The sequence below is a fragment of the Tropicimonas sp. IMCC34011 genome (assembly GCF_003390865.1).
Lineage (GTDB): Bacteria > Pseudomonadota > Alphaproteobacteria > Rhodobacterales > Rhodobacteraceae > Tropicimonas_B.
Window position 1 is genome coordinate 254,826 of sequence record NZ_QMEJ01000004.1, and the last position, 23,091, is coordinate 277,916.

21 protein-coding genes are annotated in these 23,091 nt (G+C 65.6%); 8 read left to right on the plus strand and 13 right to left on the minus strand.

The features are described from left to right. Nucleotides 1-13: 13 nt before the first annotated feature. Both DQG15_RS13250 and lpdA read left to right on the plus strand, forming a co-directional pair. The gene (locus DQG15_RS13250) at nt 14-409 is read left to right on the plus strand and encodes an MAPEG family protein (protein ID WP_116086355.1); all 396 of its coding nucleotides are present in this window, start codon (nt 14-16) and stop codon (nt 407-409) included. Nucleotides 410-519: 110 nt separating this feature from the next. Further along, the gene (lpdA, locus tag DQG15_RS13255; RefSeq protein ID WP_116085948.1) at nt 520-1,914 is read left to right on the plus strand and encodes a dihydrolipoyl dehydrogenase; all 1,395 of its coding nucleotides are present in this window, start codon (nt 520-522) and stop codon (nt 1,912-1,914) included. Between the two features lie 80 nt (nt 1,915-1,994). Here the strand turns inward: lpdA and DQG15_RS13260 are convergent, their stop codons facing one another. After that, a complete protein-coding gene (locus DQG15_RS13260) occupies nt 1,995-2,372 on the minus strand; it encodes a response regulator (RefSeq protein WP_116085950.1) in 378 nt (125 codons plus the stop codon). Continuing rightward, a complete protein-coding gene (locus DQG15_RS13265) occupies nt 2,369-5,827 on the minus strand; it encodes a chemotaxis protein CheB (RefSeq protein WP_116085951.1) in 3,459 nt (1,152 codons plus the stop codon). Before DQG15_RS13265 ends, DQG15_RS13260 begins: the two co-directional genes overlap by 4 nt. Nucleotides 5,828-5,904: 77 nt before the next feature. Here DQG15_RS13265 and DQG15_RS13270 point away from each other — a divergent pair, with 77 nt between their 5' ends. After that, nucleotides 5,905-6,465, plus strand: coding sequence for a PAS domain-containing protein (locus DQG15_RS13270; protein ID WP_116085953.1), 561 nt, complete (start codon nt 5,905-5,907; stop codon nt 6,463-6,465). A gap of 140 nt (nt 6,466-6,605) precedes the next feature. Here DQG15_RS13270 and DQG15_RS13275 read toward each other — a convergent pair whose 3' ends face one another. From DQG15_RS13275 to DQG15_RS13285, 3 genes are all read right to left on the minus strand, one after another. Next, the gene (locus DQG15_RS13275) at nt 6,606-7,085 is read right to left on the minus strand and encodes an Hsp20 family protein (protein ID WP_116085955.1); all 480 of its coding nucleotides are present in this window, start codon (nt 7,083-7,085) and stop codon (nt 6,606-6,608) included. 180 nt (nt 7,086-7,265) lie between these two features. Continuing rightward, nucleotides 7,266-8,045: a serine protease gene (locus tag DQG15_RS13280; protein WP_116085956.1), complete on the minus strand. Its 780-nt coding sequence runs from the start codon at nt 8,043-8,045 to the stop codon at nt 7,266-7,268. Nucleotides 8,046-8,166: 121 nt separating this feature from the next. Beyond that, nucleotides 8,167-8,787: a ribonuclease T2 gene (locus DQG15_RS13285; RefSeq protein ID WP_116086357.1), complete on the minus strand. Its 621-nt coding sequence runs from the start codon at nt 8,785-8,787 to the stop codon at nt 8,167-8,169. A 143-nt stretch (nt 8,788-8,930) separates the two neighbouring features. Between DQG15_RS13285 and DQG15_RS13290 the strand changes: the two genes are divergently transcribed. Then, nucleotides 8,931-9,689, plus strand: a complete 759-nt coding sequence (locus DQG15_RS13290) for a DUF1013 domain-containing protein (protein ID WP_116085958.1) — start codon at nt 8,931-8,933, stop codon at nt 9,687-9,689. Between the two features lie 88 nt (nt 9,690-9,777). Here DQG15_RS13290 and DQG15_RS13295 read toward each other — a convergent pair whose 3' ends face one another. After that, nucleotides 9,778-12,444 (minus strand): TIGR02302 family protein, encoded by a 2,667-nt coding sequence (locus tag DQG15_RS13295; RefSeq protein WP_370454188.1) that lies wholly within the window; start codon nt 12,442-12,444, stop codon nt 9,778-9,780. A 69-nt stretch (nt 12,445-12,513) separates the two neighbouring features. Continuing rightward, complete coding sequence (gene lysA, locus DQG15_RS13300) at nt 12,514-13,785, minus strand: diaminopimelate decarboxylase (protein WP_116085960.1); 1,272 nt, start codon at nt 13,783-13,785, stop codon at nt 12,514-12,516. Between the two features lie 119 nt (nt 13,786-13,904). Here lysA and DQG15_RS13305 point away from each other — a divergent pair, with 119 nt between their 5' ends. Beyond that, nucleotides 13,905-14,627, plus strand: a complete 723-nt coding sequence (locus DQG15_RS13305) for a lysophospholipid acyltransferase family protein (RefSeq protein WP_116085961.1) — start codon at nt 13,905-13,907, stop codon at nt 14,625-14,627. A 6-nt stretch (nt 14,628-14,633) separates the two neighbouring features. Here DQG15_RS13305 and DQG15_RS13310 read toward each other — a convergent pair whose 3' ends face one another. The 3 genes from DQG15_RS13310 to argH form a co-directional block, all read right to left on the minus strand. Continuing rightward, nucleotides 14,634-14,837 carry a hypothetical protein gene (locus DQG15_RS13310; protein ID WP_116085963.1) on the minus strand — a complete coding sequence of 68 codons (204 nt, stop codon included), beginning with the start codon at nt 14,835-14,837 and terminating at the stop codon, nt 14,634-14,636. Between the two features lie 73 nt (nt 14,838-14,910). After that, nucleotides 14,911-15,102: a hypothetical protein gene (locus tag DQG15_RS13315; RefSeq protein ID WP_116085965.1), complete on the minus strand. Its 192-nt coding sequence runs from the start codon at nt 15,100-15,102 to the stop codon at nt 14,911-14,913. Further along, complete coding sequence (gene argH, locus DQG15_RS13320; RefSeq protein ID WP_232830846.1) at nt 15,099-16,523, minus strand: argininosuccinate lyase; 1,425 nt, start codon at nt 16,521-16,523, stop codon at nt 15,099-15,101. Before argH ends, DQG15_RS13315 begins: the two co-directional genes overlap by 4 nt. 38 nt (nt 16,524-16,561) lie before the next feature. Between argH and DQG15_RS13325 the strand changes: the two genes are divergently transcribed. Further along, the gene (locus DQG15_RS13325; protein ID WP_116085966.1) at nt 16,562-17,128 is read left to right on the plus strand and encodes a TlpA disulfide reductase family protein; all 567 of its coding nucleotides are present in this window, start codon (nt 16,562-16,564) and stop codon (nt 17,126-17,128) included. 112 nt (nt 17,129-17,240) lie between these two features. Here the strand turns inward: DQG15_RS13325 and DQG15_RS13330 are convergent, their stop codons facing one another. From DQG15_RS13330 to DQG15_RS13340, 3 genes are read right to left on the minus strand one after another with little or no spacing between them, the layout of a single operon-like run. Further along, entirely contained in the window at nt 17,241-18,626 is a 1,386-nt protein-coding gene (locus DQG15_RS13330; protein ID WP_116085968.1) for an NAD(P)/FAD-dependent oxidoreductase, read from the minus strand. Beyond that, nucleotides 18,616-18,951 carry a (2Fe-2S)-binding protein gene (locus tag DQG15_RS13335; RefSeq protein WP_116085970.1) on the minus strand — a complete coding sequence of 112 codons (336 nt, stop codon included), beginning with the start codon at nt 18,949-18,951 and terminating at the stop codon, nt 18,616-18,618. Before DQG15_RS13335 ends, DQG15_RS13330 begins: the two co-directional genes overlap by 11 nt. After that, nucleotides 18,941-20,113 (minus strand): FAD-binding oxidoreductase, encoded by a 1,173-nt coding sequence (locus DQG15_RS13340; protein ID WP_232830847.1) that lies wholly within the window; start codon nt 20,111-20,113, stop codon nt 18,941-18,943. Before DQG15_RS13340 ends, DQG15_RS13335 begins: the two co-directional genes overlap by 11 nt. Before the next feature lie 618 nt (nt 20,114-20,731). On the opposite strand from DQG15_RS13340, the gene DQG15_RS13345 reads away from it, so the two are divergent. Then, the gene (locus DQG15_RS13345; RefSeq protein WP_116085971.1) at nt 20,732-22,048 is read left to right on the plus strand and encodes an MFS transporter; all 1,317 of its coding nucleotides are present in this window, start codon (nt 20,732-20,734) and stop codon (nt 22,046-22,048) included. Between the two features lie 18 nt (nt 22,049-22,066). Then, entirely contained in the window at nt 22,067-23,089 is a 1,023-nt protein-coding gene (locus tag DQG15_RS13350) for a LysR substrate-binding domain-containing protein (protein WP_116085973.1), read from the plus strand. Nucleotides 23,090-23,091: the final 2 nt, after the last annotated feature.

A 23,091-nucleotide genomic window follows, 5' to 3' on the forward strand; every position in this document is an offset into this window, starting at 1 on the left:
GGAGGCCCCGATGATGACACCCGAACTCTTCGTCCTCGTGCTGGCGGGGCTCCTTCAGGGCGTCCAGTTCGCCCTGATGGCGATCCCCGCGAACCGCGATCTCGGCCCCGGCTACACCATGAGCGCGCGGGACCGGGAACCGACCCGTGAGCTGTCGCCGCTTGCCGGCCGCATGAAGCGCGCGTTCGACAACCATTTCGAGGCGCTGATCCTCTTCGCCCCGATCGCCATCGTGATCTCGCTGACCGGGCAATCCACGGTCTGGACCACGTCCTTCGCCTGGATCTACCTCGCCGCGCGCGTTCTCTACATTCCGGCCTACGCCGCCGGGTGGCGGCCCTGGCGCAGCATCATCTGGATGGCGGGCTTCTTTGCGACGATGGCGCTTTACGTCGCCGCGCTGATCTGATGCTCCATCTTCCGAACCATACACCGCGGGGGCCCGCCGGGACGGGCATCGGGGGCGTGCATCTCCCCTCCTCCCCCTGCAACATCGAGACGACCGAAGGGATCTGACCTATGGCTAGCTACGACGTCATCATCATCGGCTCCGGCCCGGGCGGCTATGTCTGCGCGATCCGCTGTGCCCAGCTCGGCCTCAAGACCGCATGTGTCGAAGGCCGCGATACGCTTGGCGGCACGTGCCTGAACGTGGGCTGCATCCCGTCCAAGGCTCTCCTGCACGCCACCGAAATGCTGCACGAGGCGGAGCACAACTTCGCGAAGATGGGCCTGAAGGGCAAAAGCCCGTCCGTCGACTGGCCGCAGATGCTCTCCTACAAGGACGACGTCATCGCGCAGAACACCAAGGGCATCGAGTTCCTCTTCAAGAAGAACAAGGTGGACTGGTTGAAGGGCTGGGGCTCCATCCCCGAGGCCGGCAAGGTCAAGGTCGGCGACGAGGTCCACGAGGCGAAGCACATCGTCATCGCGTCGGGCTCCGAAAGCGCCGGCATCCCGAACGCCGAGTTCGAGATCGACGAGAAGGTCGTCGTCACCTCCACCGGCGCGCTCGAGCTGCCGAAGGTCCCGAAGAGCATGATCGTCGTCGGCGGCGGCGTGATCGGCCTCGAGATGGGCTCCGTCTATTCCCGGCTCGGCGCCGAGGTGACCGTGATCGAGTATCTCGACCACATCACCCCCGGCCTCGACATGGAAGTGACCAAGACGTTCTCCAAGCTGCTGTCCAAGCAGGGGCTGAACATCATCACCGGCGCCGGCGTCACCAAGGTCGAGACGAAGAACAACAAGGCGACCGTCTCCTACACGCTGCGCAAGGACGACAGCCAGCATGAGCAGGATGCGGATGTCGTCCTCGTCTCGACCGGCCGCAAGCCGGTCACGAAGGGCCTCGGTCTCGAGGAGCTGGGCGTTGCGATCAGCAAGCGCGGCCAGGTCGAGATCGACAAGGGCTACAAGTCCAGCGTCGACGGGATCTACGCGATCGGGGACGTGGTCTCCGGCCCGATGCTCGCCCACAAGGCCGAGGACGAGGGCATGGCCGTGGCCGAGATCATCGCAGGACAGGCGGGCCATGTGAATTACGGCGTCATCCCCGCTGTGATCTACACCCACCCCGAAGTCGCCTCCGTAGGACAGACCGAGGAGATGCTGAAGGAGGAGGGCCGATCCTACAAGGCCGGCAAGTTCTCCTTCATGGGCAACGGCCGGGCCAAGGCAAACTTCGCCGCGGACGGTTTCGTAAAGATCCTCGCGGACAAGGAAACCGATCGCATCCTCGGCGCCCATATCGTCGGGCCGATGGCTGGCGACCTGATCCACGAGATCTGCGTTGCGATGGAATTCGGCGCCGCGGCCGAGGATCTGGCGCGGACCTGCCACGCACACCCGACCTATTCGGAAGCCGTCCGCGAAGCGGCTCTGGCCTGCGGCGACGGGGCGATCCACAGCTGAGGGTCCCCCACTCCCGCCTTACCAAAAAAGGCCGCGCCCTCACCGGCGCGGCCGTTTTTCTGATGCCTGTTTGGGATGTGTCAGGCGCTGGCGACAGGCGATGCGCTTTCGGCGCGTACCACAGCATCCCGGATCGTCTTCCGGGTCAGCGGTTTCTCGATGAACTCGCAGCCGGGGTTCTCAAGCCGCATCTCGTCGCTGTTGTATCCGCTGGCGAAAATCACGTTGGTCCCGCGCTCCCGCAGCTCGATCCCGAAGTCGAGGCTTATCTCCCCACCGCCGAGATTGATGTCGAGAAGCGCAATCTCGAACGACTGCTCGGCCGCGAGGCGCCGCGCCTTGTCCAGCGTATGGGCAACAACGACATTGGAAAAGCCCATCTCCTCCAGCGTCTGCGCCGTGTCGAGGGCAATGATTATTTCGTCTTCTACGTAGAGGATCGCTGGCTGAGCAGTCATGAACCCGTATCTTTGGCATGATAACAGTCAAATTCCAGAACGCAGACCAGCCCGCCCGGGTTCCAGTCGAATGTCACGTTTCCGTCCAGCGCCCCCTCTATCGTCGAGGCGATGAGCTGGCTGCCGAATCCCTGCTTTTCCGCCGGCTCCACGGTGGGACCGCCCGTCTCCCGCCATGTCATGCGGATGATGTCCCCGTCGCCCTCGTCGATCCTCACCCATGAGAGCTTCACCTTGCCGCCAGGCTGTGAGAACGCGCCGTATTTCGCGGCATTCGTGGCCAGTTCGTGGATCGCCATGCCGACGGCGAGGGTCGCGCGCGCATTGAGCCGCATGCGCGGCCCCTTGAGCGTTGCGCGGTCGGCCCCGTACACGGAGGTCAGCTCCGGCTCGAGGACCGAATGCAGCTCCGCCGCGCCCCAGTTCTCAGTCGTCAGGAGCTTGTGGGTGTTCGACAGCGCCTCGATCCGCATGGCGAGGGTCCGGAACACCTCCTTGTCTTCGACCGCCTCTCCCCGCGCCCGGTTCACGAGGGCCAGCACGTTGGCCAGCATGTTCTTCACCCGGTGCTGCAGCTCGCGCATGACCCGCTGAAGCTCGGTCTGGAGTCGCGTCAGTTCGGAAATGTCCCGCAGGGTCACGCCGACGGCACGGACGGAGCCTGCCGCGGCGACGGGATAGCAGTCGAGGAGCCAGCTGCGCGCGTCGTCATCGCTGGGGGCGTCGGGGATCTTGACGTCCACCACGCTCCTGTTCGTATCGAAGACCTCGTCCGCCGGCCCCGACATGTCCTGCCAGAGGTTCGGGATCAGGTCCGAGAGCCGCTCGCCGATGCAGGCGTCGGTGCTGCGCCCGGCAAGGGCGGCGAGCTGTTCGTTGGCGCGCAGAAGGCGGAAATCCGGACCGAGGAGTCCCATTGCCTGCGGACTGGAGCGGTAGACCCCCTCGATCTCGGTCAGGCTGGCCTGCGCCGTCTCGCGCTGACGATCGATCTCGGCCAGGTGGGCGTGTAGATCGGTCACGTCGGACATAGTGAAGACGACGCCGGACTGCTGATCCGGCGCCTCCCCGTGATAGGGCAGCGCGCGGAACACGACATCGCGCGCGCCATCCCGCGTCCGCATCTCCTGCTCGTCCGGCTCGCCGCTTTCGATCACCGACCGGCAGATGTCCGCGACGCGGTCGATATCGAGGTCCGAGCCGATATCGTCGATCGTACGGCCCTTGTCGGTCTCCACGAAGCGGAAGAACTCGCGGCTTTCCTCGGTGAAGGAGCGCAGGCGGAGCGCCTCGTCGAGGAAGACCGTCGGAATCCGCGTCGAGCGGATGAAGTTCGACAGGTCCGTATTGGCCTGGTTGAGTTCGGAAAGCTTGTTCTTCAGCTCCTCGTTTACCGTGGACAGCTCCTCGTTCGCGGACTGAAGCTCCTCGTTCATCGACATCATTTCTTCGTTGGAGCTCTTCAGCTCCTCGTTCGATGTCTCGAGCTCCTCCACCGTCGTCCGGATCGTCTCCCGCGCCTCGTCGAGCTGGATCTCGAGCCCGCGGACATAGGCCGCGTCGGTCGTGTCCTCCGCCGCGCTCTCCGGTTCCGGTCTGCCGATGACGTCGAGCGAATCCCGCAGGACGAGCATCCGGAGGCCCCGGTCCAGCGTCTCTAGGGTGAGCAGAAGCCGGACGGCCTCCCCCGCGACCTCCCCCTCGAATTCCTTGCAAGGCGGCGCATCATCACTCTTCACGGCGGAGTTGAGGAGGCGGCGTACCGTGCCTTCGAGCTCCGGACGGATGAGGGAGAGGATTCCCGTCCGCGTCGCGCCCGCCCGCATCATCAGGAAGCGCTCGGCCCCGTCGGAGGAATAGGTGACGTTGTCGCTCGCATCGATGAGAACATGCGGCGGAACGTGCCGCTCCAGCAGTCGCCGCTCGCGCGCGCCCGGCTGCGCCCCCTCGGCGCGCTCCGGCTCCCGGACGGCCTCCGGCGGGCGCGATGCGGTCCGCGGCAGGGACAAAGGCAGGGCTGGCGTGTTCTGCCTTTGAAAAACGCGGCCGCTGCCCCTCCGCTCGCTGAAGGCCTCCGGCAGGTCGGGCAGCATCTCGGACGGCCCGATGAAGAGAAATCCCTCGGGGCGCACGGCATACTGGAAGACGCGAGAGGCCTGCGACTGGAGGTTCTCGTTGAAGTAGATCGTCACGTTCCGGCAGGACAGCAGGTCGACCCGGCTGAACGGCGGATCGCGCACGAGGGACTGCACCGAGAAACGGACCATGTCCCGCAGCCCCGAGCGCACCTCGAACCCGCTGCGATGAGGCCGGAAGAAGTTCTCGAGCCGCTCCCGGCTCATCTCCTCGGCGATGGCGCTCGAGTAGATTCCGGCGCGCGCCTCGGCCAGCGCATCCTCGTCGATATCGGTCGCGAAGACGGAGATGTGCGGCGCGATATCACGCAGCTCGGCCGCTTCCGCGAAGAGGATGGCGAGGGAATAGGCTTCCTGCCCCGTGGAGCAGCCCGGCACCCAGATGCGGACCTCGTCGGACGGCCCCTTGCCATCGAGGATGGCCGGAATGATCTCCTCCTCGATCTGCCGGAAGGCATCCGGATCGCGGAAGAAGGACGTCACGTTGATCAGAAGGTCCTTCACAAGCCGGGACGCTTCGGATTTGTGGTCGATCAGGGTGCGCAGGTAATCTTCGGGTCGCGTGATGCCGAGGACGGACATCCGCACGGCGAGTCGGCGCAGGAGCGTCCCCTGCTTGTAGTCCGTGAAATCGTGCCCGGTCCGGTAGCGGACATGGCGCACGACCCTGGAGACGAACTGGGCATCGTTCCGCAACGACGGCTCGACGCCGGTGCGCCGGTCGTAATAGTCGTTGACCACGTCGATCATCTCGGAGGTCGGCAGGACGAGATCCACGGCGCCCGTGGACATCGCCGCGCGCGGCATCCCGTCATACTTCGCCTGCTTCGGATCCTGCACGAAGACGAGGCCGCCGGACTCCTTGATCGCCTTGACGCCGGTACTGCCGTCGCTGCCCGTTCCAGACAGGACGATCCCGACGGACCGGTCCCGCGCCTCGCTCGCGAGCGACTGGAAGAACTCGTCGATGGGCCGGCGGAGACCGCGGGGGCTCTCGAACGTCTGAAGGTGAAGCCGACCGTCCCGAAGCATCATGCGAGCATTGGGCGGAATGAGATAGACCTGCCCCGGCTCCACAACCACGCCATCCGTCACCGAATGAACCGGCGTATTCGTCTGACGGGACAGCAGTTCGGGAAGGAGACTTTCGTGATCCGGGTCGAGATGCTGGACGAGAACGAGCGCGAGATCATGCCGCTCGGGAAGGCCCCGAAGAACCTCCTGGAACGCCTCGAGCCCACCGGCGGACGCACCGATACCGACGATCAGCGGGACGTTGCTGTCGACTTCCTCTGCGGGATCCGGGCTCACATCCTTCATGGCGCGGTTGCTTGCGGGTCTCGAGTCATGGCCTTAACGTTCATCGTCGCGTTCGACATAGATATGGTGTCCTCCGAATGGACGAACAGAGCAAGCAGAATGGGTTCGACCCGGCTCTCGCAAGAGTGAGCGAGATGTTCGATCGCTCCCCCATCGCGCTGACCCTCGCGGACACACGGCGCGAGGACGTCCCGCTCATTCTCGCCAACCAGAGCTTTCTCGATATCTGCGGCTACTCCCGGGACGAAGTGGTCGGCCGCAACTGCCGCTTCCTGCAAAGCGATCTGGACAACGCCGCCGCGCGCGCCGAGCTGAACGAGGCGCTGGCCGCAGGCACAAATTGTCAGGTCGTCCTGAAGAACCGACGCAAGAACGGCGAGATCTTCGACAACCTTCTTTTCATGCAGGCCCTTCAGAACCGGGAAGGGACGCCGATCTACTTCATCGGCTCACAGTTCGAGCTGGCGCAGGACGTGACGCGAGAGAGGATCGACAACCACCTTGGGCATATCAACGAGGCAGTGCGCAGCGTGATCGAGACCCAGTCCCAGCTTCGGTCAGAACAGCGCCGGATGCTCGCCAACGCGGCCTTTAACGTCGCCAGCGCCTACCTGTCTCTCTCGAACGACGACGCCTGATCGAATATTGAGGAGGACGGGCCGGAGTCACGTCCTCTGATCCTGCTGCCTGCTCCCTGACGACGAGGGCAGCTATCTGGTGGGGTAAGCGCGCGACCCAAGGGGCCGCGCGCTCCCGCCGAAGGCACTACTCGGGCAAGTTAGACCTCGGCGGTCTCGGTCGTCCGGGAGCTCTGCCCTTCGATCGAGCTGGATCCGCCGATCGCGATGCGACGGGGCTTCAGCGCTTCGGGGACTTCGCGGACGAGATCGATATGCAGCATTCCGTCGACGTGATCGGCCCCGGTGACGCGGACGTGGTCAGCGAGGGCGAAGCGGCGCTCGAAGGCGCGCGTCGCGATGCCGCGATGAAGGTAGGTGCGGGACGTCTCCTTCTCGTCCTCCACCCTGCGGGCGGAGACGATGAGCGCGCTGTCCCTCACCTCGACATTGAGATCGTCGGCGGAGAACCCGGCGACGGCGACGGAGATCCGATAGGCGTTCTCGTCGGTCTTCTCGATGTTGTATGGCGGGTAGGTCTGCTGGGAGACATCGGCGCTCAGGACACGGTCCATCAGATCGGCGACGCGGTCGAAGCCGACGGTGGCGCGGTAGAGCGGGGCAAGGTCGTAGGTACGCATAGGATTCATCCTCGTAAGCGATGTGTCATGCTGGCGCCCTCCTCTTCGGACGAGCGCCGTCTGGTTCGTCGCCCGGACCCTGAAGCGGCATCCGGACGCGGCTGATATGGGGATCGCTTGCGGCCGTTCAAGAGCCTCGCCGGCCCCCGGTTACGAGGTCGTGAAGTGGCCGCGAAAGTGTCAGGGGCGGATGCGTTTCGCCCCGGTGACGAAAGCGCTTCCGGCGTTCATGGCGCCCGTCGGATTGATCTCTATGCTGCGCTTGAGCCCATGCAGCGTCGCTCCCAGATCGCTGGCAAGCGCGACCTTCCGGCCGTCCGATTCCGCCTTTGCCGACACCACGAACGCCACCTGCGGGCCACCGGGCCCGAGCACGAAGACAGGGGCGCCGGAGGCCCCGAAATCGACGGCGCAGGACAGCATGGCGACGCCCCCCGCCGCGTCCAGCACCTCGCAGACCTCCTGCAGGGACGGTGCGGCCTCCCGCCCTGCCGCATAGGAGACGACGCCGACCTCGGTTCCGATGGTCAATCCCATCGCCGGCGGGAACGGCCGGATCGACGGCAACTGGATCGGCTGGTCGAGCAGGAGCAGCGCGATATCGCGGGAGACCCGATGAATGCTGCCCTTGTCGAGGTAATCGTAATCTTTCGGAACCGTCGAACGCCGCACCCCGCGATACGCCTCCGCCCGCCCGTTCCGGAGGCCGGCCATGAACTCGATCTCGCCGTCCGGGATGCGCGCGCCACTGCGACTGTCGAAGAGGCAGTGCGCCGCGGTCAGGACCAGATCCGCCGCGATGAGCGCGCCGGTGCAGAAGGAGCCCTTGCCGCCGAGATCGATCCGTCCGACCGCCTCCCATCCCTTCCCGTCATCCGCCGTGGCAAGCTCCCTGAGGGTAGTATCCGCCGAGACTGCCTGGCCGGCGAGAAAGAGACAGGCGACAAGTACGCGAAGCATGGGGCGGGGGTCCTGGCGGTTCGTATCGGGGGCAGGCTAGGCAAGGATCAGGGCCGGAATGCGGCACCTGTCGGGCTCTCGTCGGACAGCACCCCTGCCCTTGCGGCAGTCGACCGAGCGCTCACTCCACGGGCTGCATCACGGCATCCGACAATGTGCAATCCCGAATGACATCCGCCCCGCAGCGCCTCGGCTCCAGCTCTTTCGTCAGGCAGATCCGGACCTCCTGTATCGCCCCTGCCTTGCAGGTCACTGTCAGCCCGTCCGCCTCCAGATCCGGGTTCGCCTCGAGCCACGCCTCTTCCACGACGGAGGCCGCAAGCTCCATCTCGCGCGGGAGCTGGCGGAAGATCGCGGGGCGGGTGACGCTGTCATACCCCTCACGCGCCGCGTCGAAGTAGTCGGCAGCGGACAGGCCGGCGCAGGTGCCGTGCTTCTTCCACTGGTAGAACGCGGACCCGGCGGTGCCCATGATGTCCGCCATGGCGCGGGTCTGGGCACGGGAGGGGGGCGATTGCGGCCCGGCGCAATAGCTCGGCCAGCCCCGCTCGTTCTGCGGCCAGAGCCCGTGCAGGACCCAGTCCAGTCCCTGCCCGCACTGCTGGGCCCCCTGCCCCTCGGCCGCGCACCAGTTGGGCGACCAGGACAGGGCCATGACGTAGTAATCGAAGCGTCCCGGCTGCTCCCCCTCGGCGGCGGCGCCGGGCAGGACGAGGCAAAGGGCAAGGATCAGGCGGCTCATCGACATGGGATCTTTCCTTTCGAGGCAATCGGGACTATATCGCGCCCAATCCCCGAAAACGAGGACCGCGCCCGCATCCGGGCGCCGCCGGCCGCCCGGCGACGGGGAAGGCTTGTGCGACCTTTGGTCAAGGAGATGATGACATGACGAAGCCCCTGATGGCGAAGGCCACCGCGGTCTGGCTCGTGGACAACACGACGATCGGCTTCAAGCAGATCGCGGATTTCTGCGGCCTGCACGAGCTCGAGATCCAGGGCATTGCCGATGGCGACGTCGCGGCCGGGGTGAAGGGCTTCGATCCTGTGGCGAACAATCAGCTCACCCAGGACGAGATCGACAAGGCGGAGAAGGATCCGCTTCACAAGCTGAAGCTGAAGTACAACGCGGCCGCCGTCGGCGAAGAGAAGCGCCGCGGGCCGCGCTACACGCCGCTGTCGAAGCGCCAGGATCGTCCGGCGTCGATCCTGTGGCTGGTGAAGTTCCACCCCGAACTGACGGACGCGCAGGTCTCCAAGCTCATCGGCACCACCAAGCCGACGATCCAGGCGATCCGGGAGCGGACCCACTGGAATATCCAGAACATCCAGCCGATCGATCCCGTGGCGCTCGGCCTCTGCAAGCAGTCCGAACTCGATGCAGCGGTTCAGAAGGCCGCGCAGAAACGGGCAGCCGAAGGCGCCGTCATGTCGGATGACGAGCGTCGCCGTCTCGTCTCCACCGAGCAGAGCCTGTCCGATCCGGCCGAACCGAAGATCCCCTCCTCGATCTCCGGCCTCGAGACCTTCACGCTGACCGGCGATCCGCGTGACGAGGAAGACGAGAACGAGAAGCCCGTCGATGCGGACAGCTTCTTCAACCTGCCGGAAAACAATGACGACGAGGATGAGGACGAGCAGCCCTGAGCCGCACCCTTCGTCCGGAACCATAAAAGGCCGCGCCAGATTGGGCGCGGCCTTTTTCGTTGGCGTAGAGGGCGCCTTGCGAAGCCGTTCAGAACCGCTCCAGAAGGCGCTCCAGGTAATCACGTTCGGCTTCCGGGCGCCCCTGATCGGCGGAGCGGCGGCGGATTTCGTCGAGGAGCTCCTCGGCCCGGCGATAAACGTCCTCCCCCTGAAGAAGGTTCTCGTCGGTCCCGAGCGGCCCGTCCGCGCCGCGGTCCCGGCCGAGGGGATCGCGCTGGCCGTCCGGCCCCGCCTGTCCCGTCGCCTGCCCCTGCTGGCCCTGCTGCTGGCGCTGCTGCTGCGCCATCGCCTCGCCGAGATCGCGCATCCCCTGCCGCAGTTCTTCCATCGCCTGCGCCTGCTCGTCGATGGCGCCGGCGAGGTCGTCCTGCCGGAGGGCCTGCTCGGCGCGGTCCATCGCCTCGCCGGCGCGCCCGAGGCTGTCGCGGGCGCGCTGCCCCTCCTCGGTTCCGGCGCCGGGCAGGCCGCCTTGCTGCCGCTCCAGCTCCCGCCGCAGGTCCCTCTGCCTCTGGGCGAGATCCTCGGCGGACGGCGCGGCGCCCTGCCCCGGCTGGCCCTGTCCTTGCTGGTTCTGCCCGGGCTGCCCCGGCTGCTGTCCCGGCTGCTGGCCCTGCCCTTGCTGACCCTGCCCCGGCTGTCCCGGCTGCTGGCCCTGCTGACCGGGCTGTCCCGGCTGCTGCTGACCCTGGCCGAACTGCTCCTGCAGGTTCTGGAAGGCGTCGTCGGACAGGCCCTGCTGGTCCCGCAGCGTCTCGGCGAGGTCGTCCATCGCCTGCTGCCCGGGCTGCTGGCCCTGACCTGGGCCTTGCGTGACCTGCATGTTCTCCATCATCCGGCTGAGCTGCTCCAGGAGGCGGGCGGCTTCTGCGGTCCGCCCCTCCTCCATGAGCTCCTGAAGCCGGTCGAGCATCTGCTGAAGCTGATCGCCCGACATCTCCATGGTGTTCTCGGCCTGCTGCTGATCCTGTTGCGATGGATCCTGCTGCTGGGCAAGCTGACGCATGTACTCGTCCAGCGCCTGCCGCATCTCGTCCATGAGCTCGGCGATCTCCTCCTCGGAGGCGCCGTTTCGGATCGCCTCGGACACGCGATCCTGCGCCCGGCGAAGCCGTTCGAGGGCATCCGCGAGCGACCCTTCCTCCAGCTTGAGCGCCAGCGACCAGAGCTCCTCGGCAATCTCGTCGCGGGCCGCGTCGTCAAGTTCGCCCTCCGCACTGCCCTGTTCGAGGCGGCGGATCAGCGTGCGCAGGCGCAGGTAGCTCGAACTGTCCGGCATGACGTCATCGGGCTCATAGCTCACGGCGCGCAGCACCTGCGCCACGCGCGGGGCGTTCTGCCGGGTCCAGAGCAGGTCCCGCCGCTGTTCGATCAGCGCAGCCGCGACCGGCTGGAAGAAGCGCCGGCCCGGAAGACGGACCTCCAGCGGCTCCTCCGTCTCGCCGGCCTGGCCGGCGGCGTCGCTCACCTCCAGCGTGATCTCGACCGGAAGACCTGACCAGGGATGCTTCGAGAAATCGTCGACCAGCGCCTCGGTGAATTCCGTGCGGTCGCCGGAAATAGTCATCGGCAGATCGACCGTGATCGGCTCCCGCTCCTCGGGATCGGCAGCGAGACCGTGGCGCCGTGTCAGCTCGGGCAGGTCGAGCGCGATCCGGGCGCGGCCTGACACCACGCCGTAATCGTCGGAGGCGGCGAAGGGCTGGCTCATCTCGCCGCTCGCCTCGCGGCTCATCGTGCCGTCGAAGGCGACCTGCGGCGCCTCGTCCGGGATCAGGACGATGTCCCATTCCCGCCCGCCATCGCCTTCGATGGAGAGGATACCGTCGTCGATGACATCGAAGGACCGGGCGGTCATCTCCTCGGGCGGCGCGGTCTCGTCGGCGTCGTAGGGGGCGGGGCCGGAGATCGTCTCGTAGACATCGAGGTCGCCCGGCGCGCCGTAGAGACGGATGGTCACGCGGCTGCCTTCGGGGACGCGCAACGCGCCTTCGGGCTGATCCACGAGATAAAGATCGGGACGACCCGTATAGGCAGGCGGCTCAATCCAGCCTTCCCAGGCGGGACCGGAAGCGAGCGCGGCGCCGGGGCCGGCCTGTCCCGCAATCTCCCCGACGCTGGCCGCCCGCCAGATCGAGCCGAAGAGCAGCGCCATCACCGCGGCGAGAAGGGCGACGTAGCGGAGCGCGTAGGGATCGCGCGAGGCAAGGGCGAGGTCGGGTCTCGGCGCGCGCGCGGTTCCGGCGCGCTCCGCCATGCGCCGCACATGCGCGGCCCAGACGGCAGCGGATCCGCCATCGGCCGCGCCCACCGCCTGAAGGTCCGTCAGAGCCTGGATCGGCCGGCCCGGCATCGTCGCATCGAGACGGCGCACGGCTTCGGCGCGGGACGGCATCCTGAAGCGGAAGGCCCCCCAGAGGCCCAAACCGATGATGGCAGCCGCCCAAACGAACCCACCGATGAGTGCCCAGACCGGCGGCACCATGTCGTGCACCCCGAATGCGAGCAGGGCCACGGCGAGGAGGAGCAGCGCCCAGACCGGCCAGAACGCACGGACACCCCGCTCGGCCACCATGCCGAGGCGTGTCAGCCGCAGCGGACGTGTCAGGCGGCGCGTTGCCTCGGCGCGGGCGCGATCCGTCTCGGGGCTTGCCGGGCCGGCATGTCCCGTCTCCGGGCTCTGGCGGTCGGAGGTCATGGCACGGATCCTGCGTCTGGGCCTGTCCCGGATATCAGCCCACCGGGCGGCGCGGGCGCGGCCGAGGGATCAGTCCTCCAGCCACTCCGGCACGTTATCGCGGGAGATCATTTCGTCAAACGAGGGGCGGGCCCGAATGACGGCGAATTGATCGCCGTTGACGAGAACCTCCGGCACCAGCGGACGCCCGTTGTACTCCGACGACATCGAAGCGCCGTAGGCTCCGGCCGAGCGGAAGGCGAGAAGATCGCCGGCCGCCACCGGCGGCATCTCGCGCGCCTTGGCGAAGGTATCGCCGCTTTCGCAGACCGGACCGACGATGTCCTTCTGCGCGGTCGGACCGCCGGGGAGAGGCTCCTTCACCGGAACGATATCGTGATGCGCGCCGTACATCGCGGGGCGCAGAAGGTCGTTCATCGCAGCATCGAGGATCAGGAAGTCCCGCCCCTCGCCGGCCTTCTCGTAGATGACCGAGGAGACCAGAACACCCGCATTTCCGACGATGAGGCGGCCCGGCTCGATCTCGATCTCGCAGCCGAGGTGACCGAGCGTCCGCTTGATCATCGCTCCGTAATCGAGCGGGAGCGGCGGCGCGGCGTTGCTGCGCGTATAGGGAATGCCGAGGCCGCCGCCGAGGTCCAGCCGGCGGATGTCGTGGCCGTCCTCGCGGAGCGCCTCGGTCAGCTCTGCTACCTTGCCGAACGCCGCTTCGAAGGGCTGGAGGTCAGTGAGCTGGCTGCCGATGTGAACGTCCACACCCACGACCTCGATTCCGGGCAAGGCGGCGGCGCGGGCATAGACCCGGCGGGCATGGCCGACGGGGATGCCGAACTTGTCTTCCTTCCGGCCGGTGGAGATCTTGTCATGGGTTCCGGCGTCCACGTCCGGGTTGATCCGGAGCGCAATCGGCGCGGTCGTCCCGAGCCCCGCTGCAACGGCGGAGAGGACCTCCAGCTCGGGCTCGCTCTCCACGTTGAACTGGCGGATCCCGCCTTCCAGCGCGGCACGCATCTCCTCTGGCGTCTTGCCGACGCCGGAGAAGACGATCCGCTCGCCGGGCACGCCCGCCGCCTTCGCCCTGGCGTATTCGCCGGCCGACACCACGTCCATCCCGGCGCCGAGCGCGGCGAGGGTGCGCAGGATGGCGACGTTGCCGTTCGCCTTCACGGCGAAGCAGACGAGGTGGTCCGTCCCTTCCAGCGCCTCCTGAAACAGCCTGAAATGCCGGGTCAGCGTGGCGGTGCTGTAGCAGTAGAACGGCGTGCCGACAGACCTGGCGATGTCCGTCAGGGGCACGTCCTCGGCATGAAGAACGCCGTCGCGGTAGAGGAAATGGTCCATGAAGGGCTCGCTGGGTCTGGATGCGGGGTCGGCGGCGCCGTTCCTAGCGGGGCCCGCGCCCTCTGGCAACGCGCGCCGCGCACTCCTATTCAGGCGCCGCAGCGAAGGAGCACGAGATCATGGCGAAACGACGCCCCACCTGGATCCGCCGCAAGGCCGAGGCGCTGGCCGACAGCCGCGCGGTTCTCGGTTCGGCGGAGGCGCTCATCGCCCGTCGCCTCCGGCGCGCCCACGCCCGGACGGATTGGACGCTGGAGGGATGGGACGCGCTGCACGAGGCCGCCACGGCGGGGCCGGTGATCTTCGCGGTATGGCACGGTCGCCTCGCGATGACGCCCTGGATGTGGGACCGTAGCTGGGGACCGATCTGGTCCGTCACCTCGCATCAGCGGCCCGGGCGGATCGTCGGCGGCGTGCTCGGACGCTTCGGCTGGGACACCGTCCGGATGCACGACACTCGCCGCAACGATCGCGGCACGCTCACGCTCGCCCGCGCCGCGCGGGCCGGCGCCTCCTTCGGCATCGCCTGCGACGGACCGGTCGGCCCTGCACGCCGGATGTCGTCCGTCGCGGTCGACTGGGCACGCGTGACCGGCGCGCCGATCTTCATGTGGAGCTATTCCGTGGAAAGATACTCCACCCTGCCCTCGTGGGACCGGCTCATCGTGCCGAAGCCCGGCGGCGCCGGCCGCATGGTCTGGAAGAGATGGGGCGAGATCGGGCGGCGCACAGATCCCGCGGAGATGGAGGTCCTCCGGGCGAGGCTCGAAGCGGACCTCGACGAACTGACCGACGGGACCGACCGTGCGATGGGCCATGCCGGGCCGATAGACCGGGCGTGACACTGCTCAGGGCGTCATCGAGACGATGACATCCCCGCCGGTGACCAGACCGCCGCCAAAGCCCGGCCGCTCGCTGGCATAGCCGGCCTTCACCGTCCCGGAAACGGAGACGGGATCCCGCTTCGCTCCGAACGGATCGTTTCTGGGTGCCCCGGCGCCACCGCAGCCGGCGAGCGCGAGGATCAGGGCGATGCAGACAAGTCGGCTCATGGTGCATCCTTCCGAGGCCAGACCGGACGCGCTGCCCCGCCGCTCAAGGGAGGGCAGCGCATCCGGGCAATCTTCACGAGGGCGTCTCGTCCACACCGACCTCGATCACGTCCGGCCGGGTGATGGAGGGGGAAGACACGCCGGGCTCGATCCCGTTCTGGATCGCCGGGGGCTCGAACGCTCCGCTGCCACCCGGCCGCTCCGGCTCACCGCCGACGCCGCAGGCGGCCAGCCCCAGCACGAGGAAAAGCGCTGCGCCCCTCATCCAATCCGCTCCGACCAGAGCGCCACCTGCTCCCGCACCCGTTCCGGCGAGGTGCCCCCATAGGAGGTCCGGCTGGCCACGGAGCTGGCGACGCTTAGTACGTCGAAAACCCCGGCGTCGATCCGCGGATCGACCTCCTTCATCGCGTCCAGCGAGAGATCCTCCAGTCCGCAGCCCCCCTTCTCTGCAAGTGCGACGAGGGAGCCGGTCACATGGTGCGCATCCCGGAACGGCAGGCCGGCCTCGCGCACGAGCCAGTCGGCGAGGTCCGTGGCGGTGGAGAAGCCGGCCGAGGCCGCCGCTTCGAGGGACTCTCTGTTCGCCGTCATGTCGGCGACCATTCCGGACATGGCCGAGAGCGACAGCAGGTAGTTGTCCGCCGCGTCGAAGACCTGCTCCTTGTCTTCCTGCATGTCCTTCGAATAGGCGAGCGGCAGCCCCTTCATCACCGTCAGAAGCGCCACGTTCGCACCGACGATGCGGCCGATCTTGGCCCGCAGGAGCTCGGCGGCATCCGGGTTCTTCTTCTGCGGCATGATCGAGGAGCCGGTGGACCAGCGATCCGACATGGTCACGAACCGGAACTGCGCGGAGGACCAGATCACCAGCTCCTCGGCCAGCCGCGACAGGTGCATCGCCGAAATCGAGGCGGCGCCGAGGAACTCCAGCGCGAAATCCCGGTCGGACACGGCGTCGAGCGAGTTGGCGCAGGGCCGGTCGAAGCCGAGGGCCTCGGCCGTGGCATGCCGATCGATCGGGAAGGAGGTCCCGGCGAGGGCGGCGGCGCCGAGCGGGCACTCGTTCATCCGGGCGCGCGCATCCGCAAAGCGGCCCGCATCGCGGCCCAGCATCTCGACATAGGCCAGCATGTGGTGGCCCCAGGTGACCGGCTGAGCGGTCTGAAGATGGGTAAACCCGGGCATCACCCAGTCCGCCCCGGCCTCCGCCTGCCCCAGCAGCGCGCGCTGGACGGCGCGCAGCCCCTCGATGGCGGCGTCGCACTGGTCCCGGACCCAGAGACGGAAATCGGTCGCCACCTGATCGTTGCGGCTGCGGGCGGTGTGGAGCCGGCCGGCGGGCTCGCCGATCAGGTCCTTCAGGCGCGCCTCGACATTCATGTGGATGTCTTCGAGTGCGGCGGAGAAGGCGAGCTTGCCCTCCTCGATCTCTGACAACACCGTGAGAAGACCTTCCCGGATCGCGGTGGCGTCGCTATCGCTGATGATGCCCTGGGCCGCGAGCATCGCGGCATGGGCGCGCGAGCCTTCGACGTCCTGCGCGGCGAGCCTCTGATCATAAGAGATCGAGGCGTTGATCGCTTCCATGATGGCGTCGGGCCCGCTGGAGAACCGGCCGCCCCACATCTGGTTGGCGGCCTTGGGCGGGGTGCCGTTGGCGGGATCGAGGTCGGGACCGGACATGGGCGCTCCGAAACTGGAAAAATGAGGCGAGGAACCGCATGAGGCATGCGCTATCGGCCACGATCTACATTCTGGCGGCGGTCATGGCAAACACGGGCTCGGCAGATGTGTCCGCGCTCCTGACAGGGGACATGGACGGCATCGAACGCCCCGAGGGGACACCCGAGGCGCTGGCGCCCGAAGCCGAGGTCGCGCGCCTCGATGGTGGCACGGCACGCCTGTCCGACTGGTCCGGCCGTCCGGTCCTGCTGAACTTCTGGGCCACATGGTGCGCGCCCTGCCGGGAGGAGATGCCGTCCCTCGCCGCCCTCGCCGCCGATCCCGAAAGCGCCGGCAACGTCGCTGTCGTCACGGTCGCGAGCGGACGGAACGCCCCGCCGGCCGTCGAGCGCTTCCTCTCCGAGACGGGCGCGGGCGATCTGCCCGTCCTTCTCGATGCCGACCAAGTCCTGTCCCGCACCGCCGGCGTCCGCCAGCTTCCCCTGACAATCATCCTGGACGGGTCGGGACGCGAGATCGGCCGGCTCTCCGGCATCGCCGACTGGAACGGCGAGGACGCCCGTGCCCTCCTGGCCGAGGTCGGATCGATGGGGACCGGAGGCTAATCGCCTCGACGGCCGCCCCCTGTCGCCGGCTAGATCACCTGTCGGCGAGCGCGTGAGCTTTCGCCCCGCTGACTAGCCCCGCGTTGCCTGGACGCCCTCGTTCCTCGGTACCTTATGGCTCTTCGTCCTTTGGCGCTGATAGATCACGCAGAAGGATGGGCTTGATCGGCGGGCGGATACGGTAGTGTCCGACCTCAGCACAATCCACTTTGCGCTCCTTGGCGATCAATTCAGTCACCGTGACGCCACAGAAGCGCCCTTGGCACGGACCCATTCCGCACCGGCCAAAAGCCTTGGTCTGGTTTGGCCCGAGGCATCCCAATTTCACGTAGCCACGGATCTGACCCGCTGTCACTTCCTCGCAGCGGCATACCATGACGTCGTCGTCCGTCGGGACACGATGGATTTCGCGGGGGCAATAAAGCGTATCCAGAAATGGCCTGATGGCCATGTAACGTTTCAACTGCCGTCGAAGCGGAGCGGCACGTGTTTGCAGGTCGCTCAGTTTCTCCAACTGCTGACCGATAGACAGGGCCGCAAGGCGCCCCTGAACAGCCGAAGCCAAAGCGCCCGAGATGCCGCGACTGTCGCCGGCAACGTAGAGGGAGGACGTCGCCATCCTGCCCCATTCGTCAGTGACCGGCGTCCAACAGTGCTGGGCCGCATCCCAACTGTGATCGAGCCCCGTCGACATCGACAACTGCACGTTTGGGACGACGCCTTGGTGCAGAAGGACGAGCCGTGCCGGCAGTTCTATGCGCCCGCCGCGATGCCGGAACGTGACGGCCTGGGCGGCGTCCCGGCCTTCGATCGCGACCTCCCGTGCATCGCGATAGACTTTGACGCCGCCTTTCCTCAACGCTCCAAGCAGTTTCAAACCCTTGGACAGATCGGGCCAGCCGGCTAAAGCACCTGGCAATTTTGGAACCGCGCGGAGGTAATTAGTCATCGGGGTCGTATCGACGACGACGGCAATCCTCACACCCGCACGCATGTATTGCCAAGCCAGGAGGTACAGCAGTGGGCCGGATCCAACCATCGTGACCGGACCGGCCGGCACCGCACCCGCCCCTTTCAGGAGGACCTGCGCGGCCCCGGCGCCCATGACGCCGGGCAGTGTCCAACCCTTGATCGGAAAGGGACGCTCCATCGCGCCACTGGCAAGCAGAACGTATTTTCCCGAAACCGTTTTCGGGCCGTCAGCGATGTAATCCACGACGCCATCGGTCGTGAGGTTCCAGACCGTCGCGCCGCCACAATGCTCCGCCCCACTCCTGCGGAAGGCCGCGGCGAGTTCCTGACCTGCCACGTAGTCTGGACCCAAGACGTCCTGGCGATCATCCGTGACGGATTCGATATTGCGGTAGATCTGCCCACCGGGGGCCGTCTGCTCGTCCAGAACGACCACCGACATGCCAAGTTCCCGGGCCTCGCACGCCGCGGCCAGACCGGCCGGTCCGGCACCAATGACAACAAGATCGGCGGTTTCAGACGTCATCTTTGGCCCCTTCTGAAACATCCAAAGCCGACGACCCCTCCTGCCTGCGGATCGCCATGCCGTCCGTCACCGGAACCATGCAGCTCTGCCGGCCGGAAATTCCGTCGATCTCGACAAGGCATTCGAAACACACACCCATCATGCAGAAGGGCGCACGGGGCGCGGCGCTGACGATGCTGGTCCGAAAGACTCCGACACCACCGGCCAAAAGGGCAGCGGCCACGCTGATGCCCGCTGGAACGACAATTTTGCGACCCTCAAACGTGATCGTAACCGTCGAGCTTCCGGGCTTCGCCGGAATGACGAAGTAGGGTTCAGTAGCCATTGGAGAAACTCGAATCGGTGTCGAGGAACCGCTCACCCCGGAACGAGGTGAACTCCGGTGGTGTCTGTGTCAGCCCGCTGACCCATGGACCAAGAAGTTCGGCATGGGATGCCGCCAGAGTGACGCCGCTATGGCTCGACACGACGTAGCCACCGGGAAAGCGCTCGGACTCCTGGTAGATCGGATAGCCGTCCGGGGTCAGCGGTCGCAGCGCGCCCCAGGCTCGCACCAACTTGGCATCGGCCAGGGCGGGGAACGTCTCCACGCCCCGCCGGACCAGCCATTCGATCTTGTCCGAGGTGGTCCCGTCGTCGACTCCGGTATCCTCGGCTGTCGAGCCCAATTGCACCGATCCTTCCTTGGTCTGGCGGCACTTGTTGGTCGGATAATGCAGGAAAGGTTGCAGGCGCTCGGTGATCAGGACTTGGCCCCGGGTCGGCAAGACCGGGGCATGAATATCCAGATGCGATGCGAGGCTTGCGTTCCCGAGCCCCGCGGCCAGAACGATGCGATCGCCGGACCAGCGGGTTCCGTCATCGGCAACTGCGACGAACCGGCCATCGGGTGCGTCGTGTTGAATATCCGTGACAGTGACGCCGTTCACCACCCGTGCGCCGAGCTGGTTTAACCCCATATGCAGCGCACGCAACAGCATTAGTGGATTCGCGTGCCCGTCCAGTGGGCAAAAGCTGCCACCGACAACAGCATCTCCGATTCCGGGCAGGTAATTTCGCAAATCGGACCGGTCGAGAATCTCGAACGGCACCTTCGTACCATTCTTATTGATCCCCTCCAGCGCCGTTGCGCGCTTCTCGACCTCAGCCTCGCTGAAGCCAAGCCAGAACCCCCCGGGATTTTCCAAACCGGAATCGACCCCGGTCCTATTCAGCAATTCTTCCTGAAATTCCGGCCACAGCCTTAACCCCTGCAATGTCCAGTCAACATAAGGCGGCATGGTCGTGCCCTTCCCGTGCACCCAGACCAGTCCAAAATTCCCGCGCGAGGCTCGTAATGCATTGTCACCTTGATCAAGGATTGTCACCTCAGCGCCAGCCTTGGCGGCGCCATACCCGATCGCCGCCCCCAGCAGCCCGCCACCGACTATCGTCAAACGTTTTTCTCGGTGTGTGTACATATCGGTCCGCTGCATTTCGTCTTCCAAGGCTGCCCCGAGGCATCCATCAAGCGCATGTCGAGAAGCTAAGGTTATCCCCGTTCAACGGAAACGACCCACTGCTTTCCCGGCCGGTTTCGCCTAGCGAAGCTCGCCGGTTCACTAGAGCTTTTCGGGACCGTAGAGGCGGCCCAAAGGTGGAGCAAATAGATATATATATGCGGCCCATGCAAAAGCGATATGCACCCATTGGCGCGGAATGAGGTATAGTCAAGCAACTGTTATATATTGCTTTTGGAGTCTCCATGGGACGAAGCGCACCTCAGGATATGGAATCTTGCAGGACGGTCAGTAGTTTTGCGGAACCCCACCAGGCGCACGCACGCCCGGCAGTCTACAACCGAAAATGTCGGCTTGCGGGACCGGCCTGGCCGCCAGTGGTGACACCCTTGCCGACCTCGGATGAGACGACGCAACTCGCGGCGCCGACCGGCGCAAACGCCTTGCGCGGAAAAATGGTCGGATGCGCCCGAACTCTCAAACCGGGCGCGCCGCATGCGTTAAGTCAGATACCTGCGAGCGGCAGTTCGAAATGGGTCCGATGCATACGTCTTGGAATAGAAGAACGAGTTGCCGGTTTATTGCCAGGTTCGGAGTCGCCCTGATATGCTCAAGGTATTAAGGAATCGAACGTTCCGCATCTTGTTTATCGCCCAGATCGTTGCCCTTCTCGGCACCGGACTGATGACGATTGCGCTTGCGCTACTTGCGTACGACCTCGCCGAAGAAGGTGCCGGTCGGGTCCTTGGCACTGTTCTGGCAATAAAGATGATTGCTTATGTTGTAATCTCTCCATTGAGTTCGGCTTTGACTGAAGGGCTGCCAGTCAGGATAACGCTGATCGTACTCGACATAGTTCGCGCGGTAGCAGTTATTTTTCTGCCGTTCGTGACTGAAATCTGGCAGGTCTATGCAATGGTCCTGCTCCTCCAGGCAGCCTCCGCCGGATACACACCTGCATTTCAGGCGGTCATCCCGGAAATCCTTCCGGATGAGGGGCAATATACCAGGGCGCTGTCCCTGTCGCGCCTCGCCTCGGACCTGGAAAGTGCGTTGAGCCCGTTGCTGGCCGCGCTGCTGCTCGTGGTGGTATCGTTCAACACCTTGTTTTTAGGTACGGCGCTCGGTTTCTTGGTTGCCGCACTTTGCATCGGGTTGGTCGTTCTGCCGAAAACGCCGCCATCCGCGCCCGCGAAGTTTCTCGATCGGGCCACGAAAGGAATACGGATCTACTTCAAGACGCCGCGCCTGCGCGGAATGTTCGCACTGGGCTTCGCAGCTGCAGCGGCCGGTTCGATGGTGCTCGTCAACACTGTCGTGCTTGTTCAAGACCAATTCGGCCTTGGCGAGCAGTCAGTGGCTTTCGCTCTGGCCGCTTACGGTGGCGGATCCATGGCCGCGGCCTTGTCCCTGCCTCGGTTCCTGGACCGGTTAAGGGATCGCACCGTAATGCTGTTGGGGGCCGGACTCCTGACTGCAGCCTGTATCATGGGAAGCCAACTTTTCACATATACAGCGCTCCTGGCGCTGTGGGTCGTCATCGGTATCGGGTTCGCGATGACCGTCCTGCCAGCGGGGCGCCTTATTCGCCGCTCTGCGAATGCCGCAGATCGGACGGGCCTTTTCGCCGCCCAGTTCGCAATATCCCATTCTGTCTGGCTTCTCTGCTATCCGCTCGCCGGATCGATAGGCGCGGCCATTGGCGTCCAGTCTACCTTTTGGATCATGGCGGCAATTGCCTGTACCGGTCTACTCGTCGGATTGCTGCTTTGGCCCGCGCGTGATCCGGAGCAACTGAGACATTCCCACAGCGATCTGGACGCCGACGACCCGCACCTGATTGGTGCAAAGTATGTCCACGGCACCTACCACCATAGCCATCGTTACGTCATCGATCGCCACCACCCAAAGTGGCCGGGGTGAGGGTCAGCCCAGGACGTCATGAGCTGGCAGTCCTCGGCTGCTTCAACGGCGGAGCTGTGGCGCAGCGACCACGATCCGTCTTATGATCGGGAGAAGGGAAAGAGGTCCACCAGCCCAATGATCAAGCTCAGTCAGTTTGAGGCATTCAACGCCGTAATGCGCACCGGCTCCATGACCGCTGCGGCTGCTATGCTGCACACATCGCAACCAAATATCAGCCGGGCCATCTCGAAACTGGAGACCGAGTCTGGACTCAAGCTCTTCGAACGCACCCCCGGAAAGCTCATACCGACCGCGGATGGACTTGCGCTGTTCCACGAGGTGCAGCGCAGCTTCGTCGGCTTGAACGAATTGACCGAGGCCGCGCATCGGATTCACCGGAGCGGCAGCGGCATCCTGCGGATCGGAGCAATCCAGACCCTGTCGCTTTCGCTGATCCCGCGAGCCCTGAAGCGGTTCACCGACACCTTTCCTCAGGTTCAGATCTCAGTACAGACGGCCCATTCAGACGTTCTGTCCCGCTGGGTTCGTGAGCATAGTTGCGATCTTGCGATCATTTCGAACATTTATTCCCACGAAGGTCTGGACAGCGAGACGCTTTATTCTGTCGAGGGCGTCTGCATCATGCATGAATCGCACGCCTTGGGTGCGAAAGAGGTCATTACACCAAAAGATCTGGTCGGCGAACGGTTCATCACCTACCCTAAAGGGGACCCGCCGCGAGCAGTGATGGACCGCATATTGCAGGATGCGGGCGCCAACGTATCGCGAGTCATCGAGACCTCCTACAGCTCGATCACCTGTTCCCTTGTGATGCAGAATGTCGGGTTGGCAATTGTTAACCCGTTCGTGGCGCGGGAATGCCTCCAAAACGGAGTTATCGCGAGACCATTTCGACCGGCGCCCCGCCACGATGCGATCATGATTTTTCCGGCCGGAAAGCCCGTGGGGCGGCCCGTGGAGGGCATCATCGATATTCTGCGAACACAGGTTGATGACGACCTGAACGCTACTGACGATTGGCTAAAGCCGAACCACTAGGC

Excerpts from the sequence above, each read along its gene's own strand:
- DQG15_RS13335 (WP_116085970.1), bottom strand. The coding sequence starts at position 18,951 with ATGGCTACTGAACCCTACTTCGTCATTCCGGCGAAGCCCGGAAGCTCG.
- DQG15_RS13325 (WP_116085966.1), top strand. The coding sequence starts at position 16,562 with ATGAGGCATGCGCTATCGGCCACGATCTACATTCTGGCGGCGGTCATG.
- DQG15_RS13295 (WP_370454188.1), bottom strand. The coding sequence starts at position 12,444 with ATGACCTCCGACCGCCAGAGCCCGGAGACGGGACATGCCGGCCCGGCA.
- lysA (WP_116085960.1), bottom strand. The coding sequence starts at position 13,785 with ATGGACCATTTCCTCTACCGCGACGGCGTTCTTCATGCCGAGGACGTG.
- DQG15_RS13315 (WP_116085965.1), bottom strand. The coding sequence starts at position 15,102 with ATGAGGGGCGCAGCGCTTTTCCTCGTGCTGGGGCTGGCCGCCTGCGGC.
- DQG15_RS13275 (WP_116085955.1), bottom strand. The coding sequence starts at position 7,085 with ATGCGTACCTACGACCTTGCCCCGCTCTACCGCGCCACCGTCGGCTTC.
- DQG15_RS13270 (WP_116085953.1), top strand. The coding sequence starts at position 5,905 with ATGGACGAACAGAGCAAGCAGAATGGGTTCGACCCGGCTCTCGCAAGA.
- DQG15_RS13310 (WP_116085963.1), bottom strand. The coding sequence starts at position 14,837 with ATGAGCCGACTTGTCTGCATCGCCCTGATCCTCGCGCTCGCCGGCTGC.
- argH (WP_232830846.1), bottom strand. The coding sequence starts at position 16,523 with ATGTCCGGTCCCGACCTCGATCCCGCCAACGGCACCCCGCCCAAGGCC.
- DQG15_RS13265 (WP_116085951.1), bottom strand. The coding sequence starts at position 5,827 with ATGAAGGATGTGAGCCCGGATCCCGCAGAGGAAGTCGACAGCAACGTC.
- DQG15_RS13250 (WP_116086355.1), top strand. The coding sequence starts at position 14 with ATGACACCCGAACTCTTCGTCCTCGTGCTGGCGGGGCTCCTTCAGGGC.
- DQG15_RS13285 (WP_116086357.1), bottom strand. The coding sequence starts at position 8,787 with ATGAGCCGCCTGATCCTTGCCCTTTGCCTCGTCCTGCCCGGCGCCGCC.
- DQG15_RS13305 (WP_116085961.1), top strand. The coding sequence starts at position 13,905 with ATGGCGAAACGACGCCCCACCTGGATCCGCCGCAAGGCCGAGGCGCTG.
- lpdA (WP_116085948.1), top strand. The coding sequence starts at position 520 with ATGGCTAGCTACGACGTCATCATCATCGGCTCCGGCCCGGGCGGCTAT.
- DQG15_RS13330 (WP_116085968.1), bottom strand. The coding sequence starts at position 18,626 with ATGACGTCTGAAACCGCCGATCTTGTTGTCATTGGTGCCGGACCGGCC.
- DQG15_RS13345 (WP_116085971.1), top strand. The coding sequence starts at position 20,732 with ATGCTCAAGGTATTAAGGAATCGAACGTTCCGCATCTTGTTTATCGCC.
- DQG15_RS13280 (WP_116085956.1), bottom strand. The coding sequence starts at position 8,045 with ATGCTTCGCGTACTTGTCGCCTGTCTCTTTCTCGCCGGCCAGGCAGTC.
- DQG15_RS13290 (WP_116085958.1), top strand. The coding sequence starts at position 8,931 with ATGACGAAGCCCCTGATGGCGAAGGCCACCGCGGTCTGGCTCGTGGAC.
- DQG15_RS13350 (WP_116085973.1), top strand. The coding sequence starts at position 22,067 with ATGAGCTGGCAGTCCTCGGCTGCTTCAACGGCGGAGCTGTGGCGCAGC.
- DQG15_RS13260 (WP_116085950.1), bottom strand. The coding sequence starts at position 2,372 with ATGACTGCTCAGCCAGCGATCCTCTACGTAGAAGACGAAATAATCATT.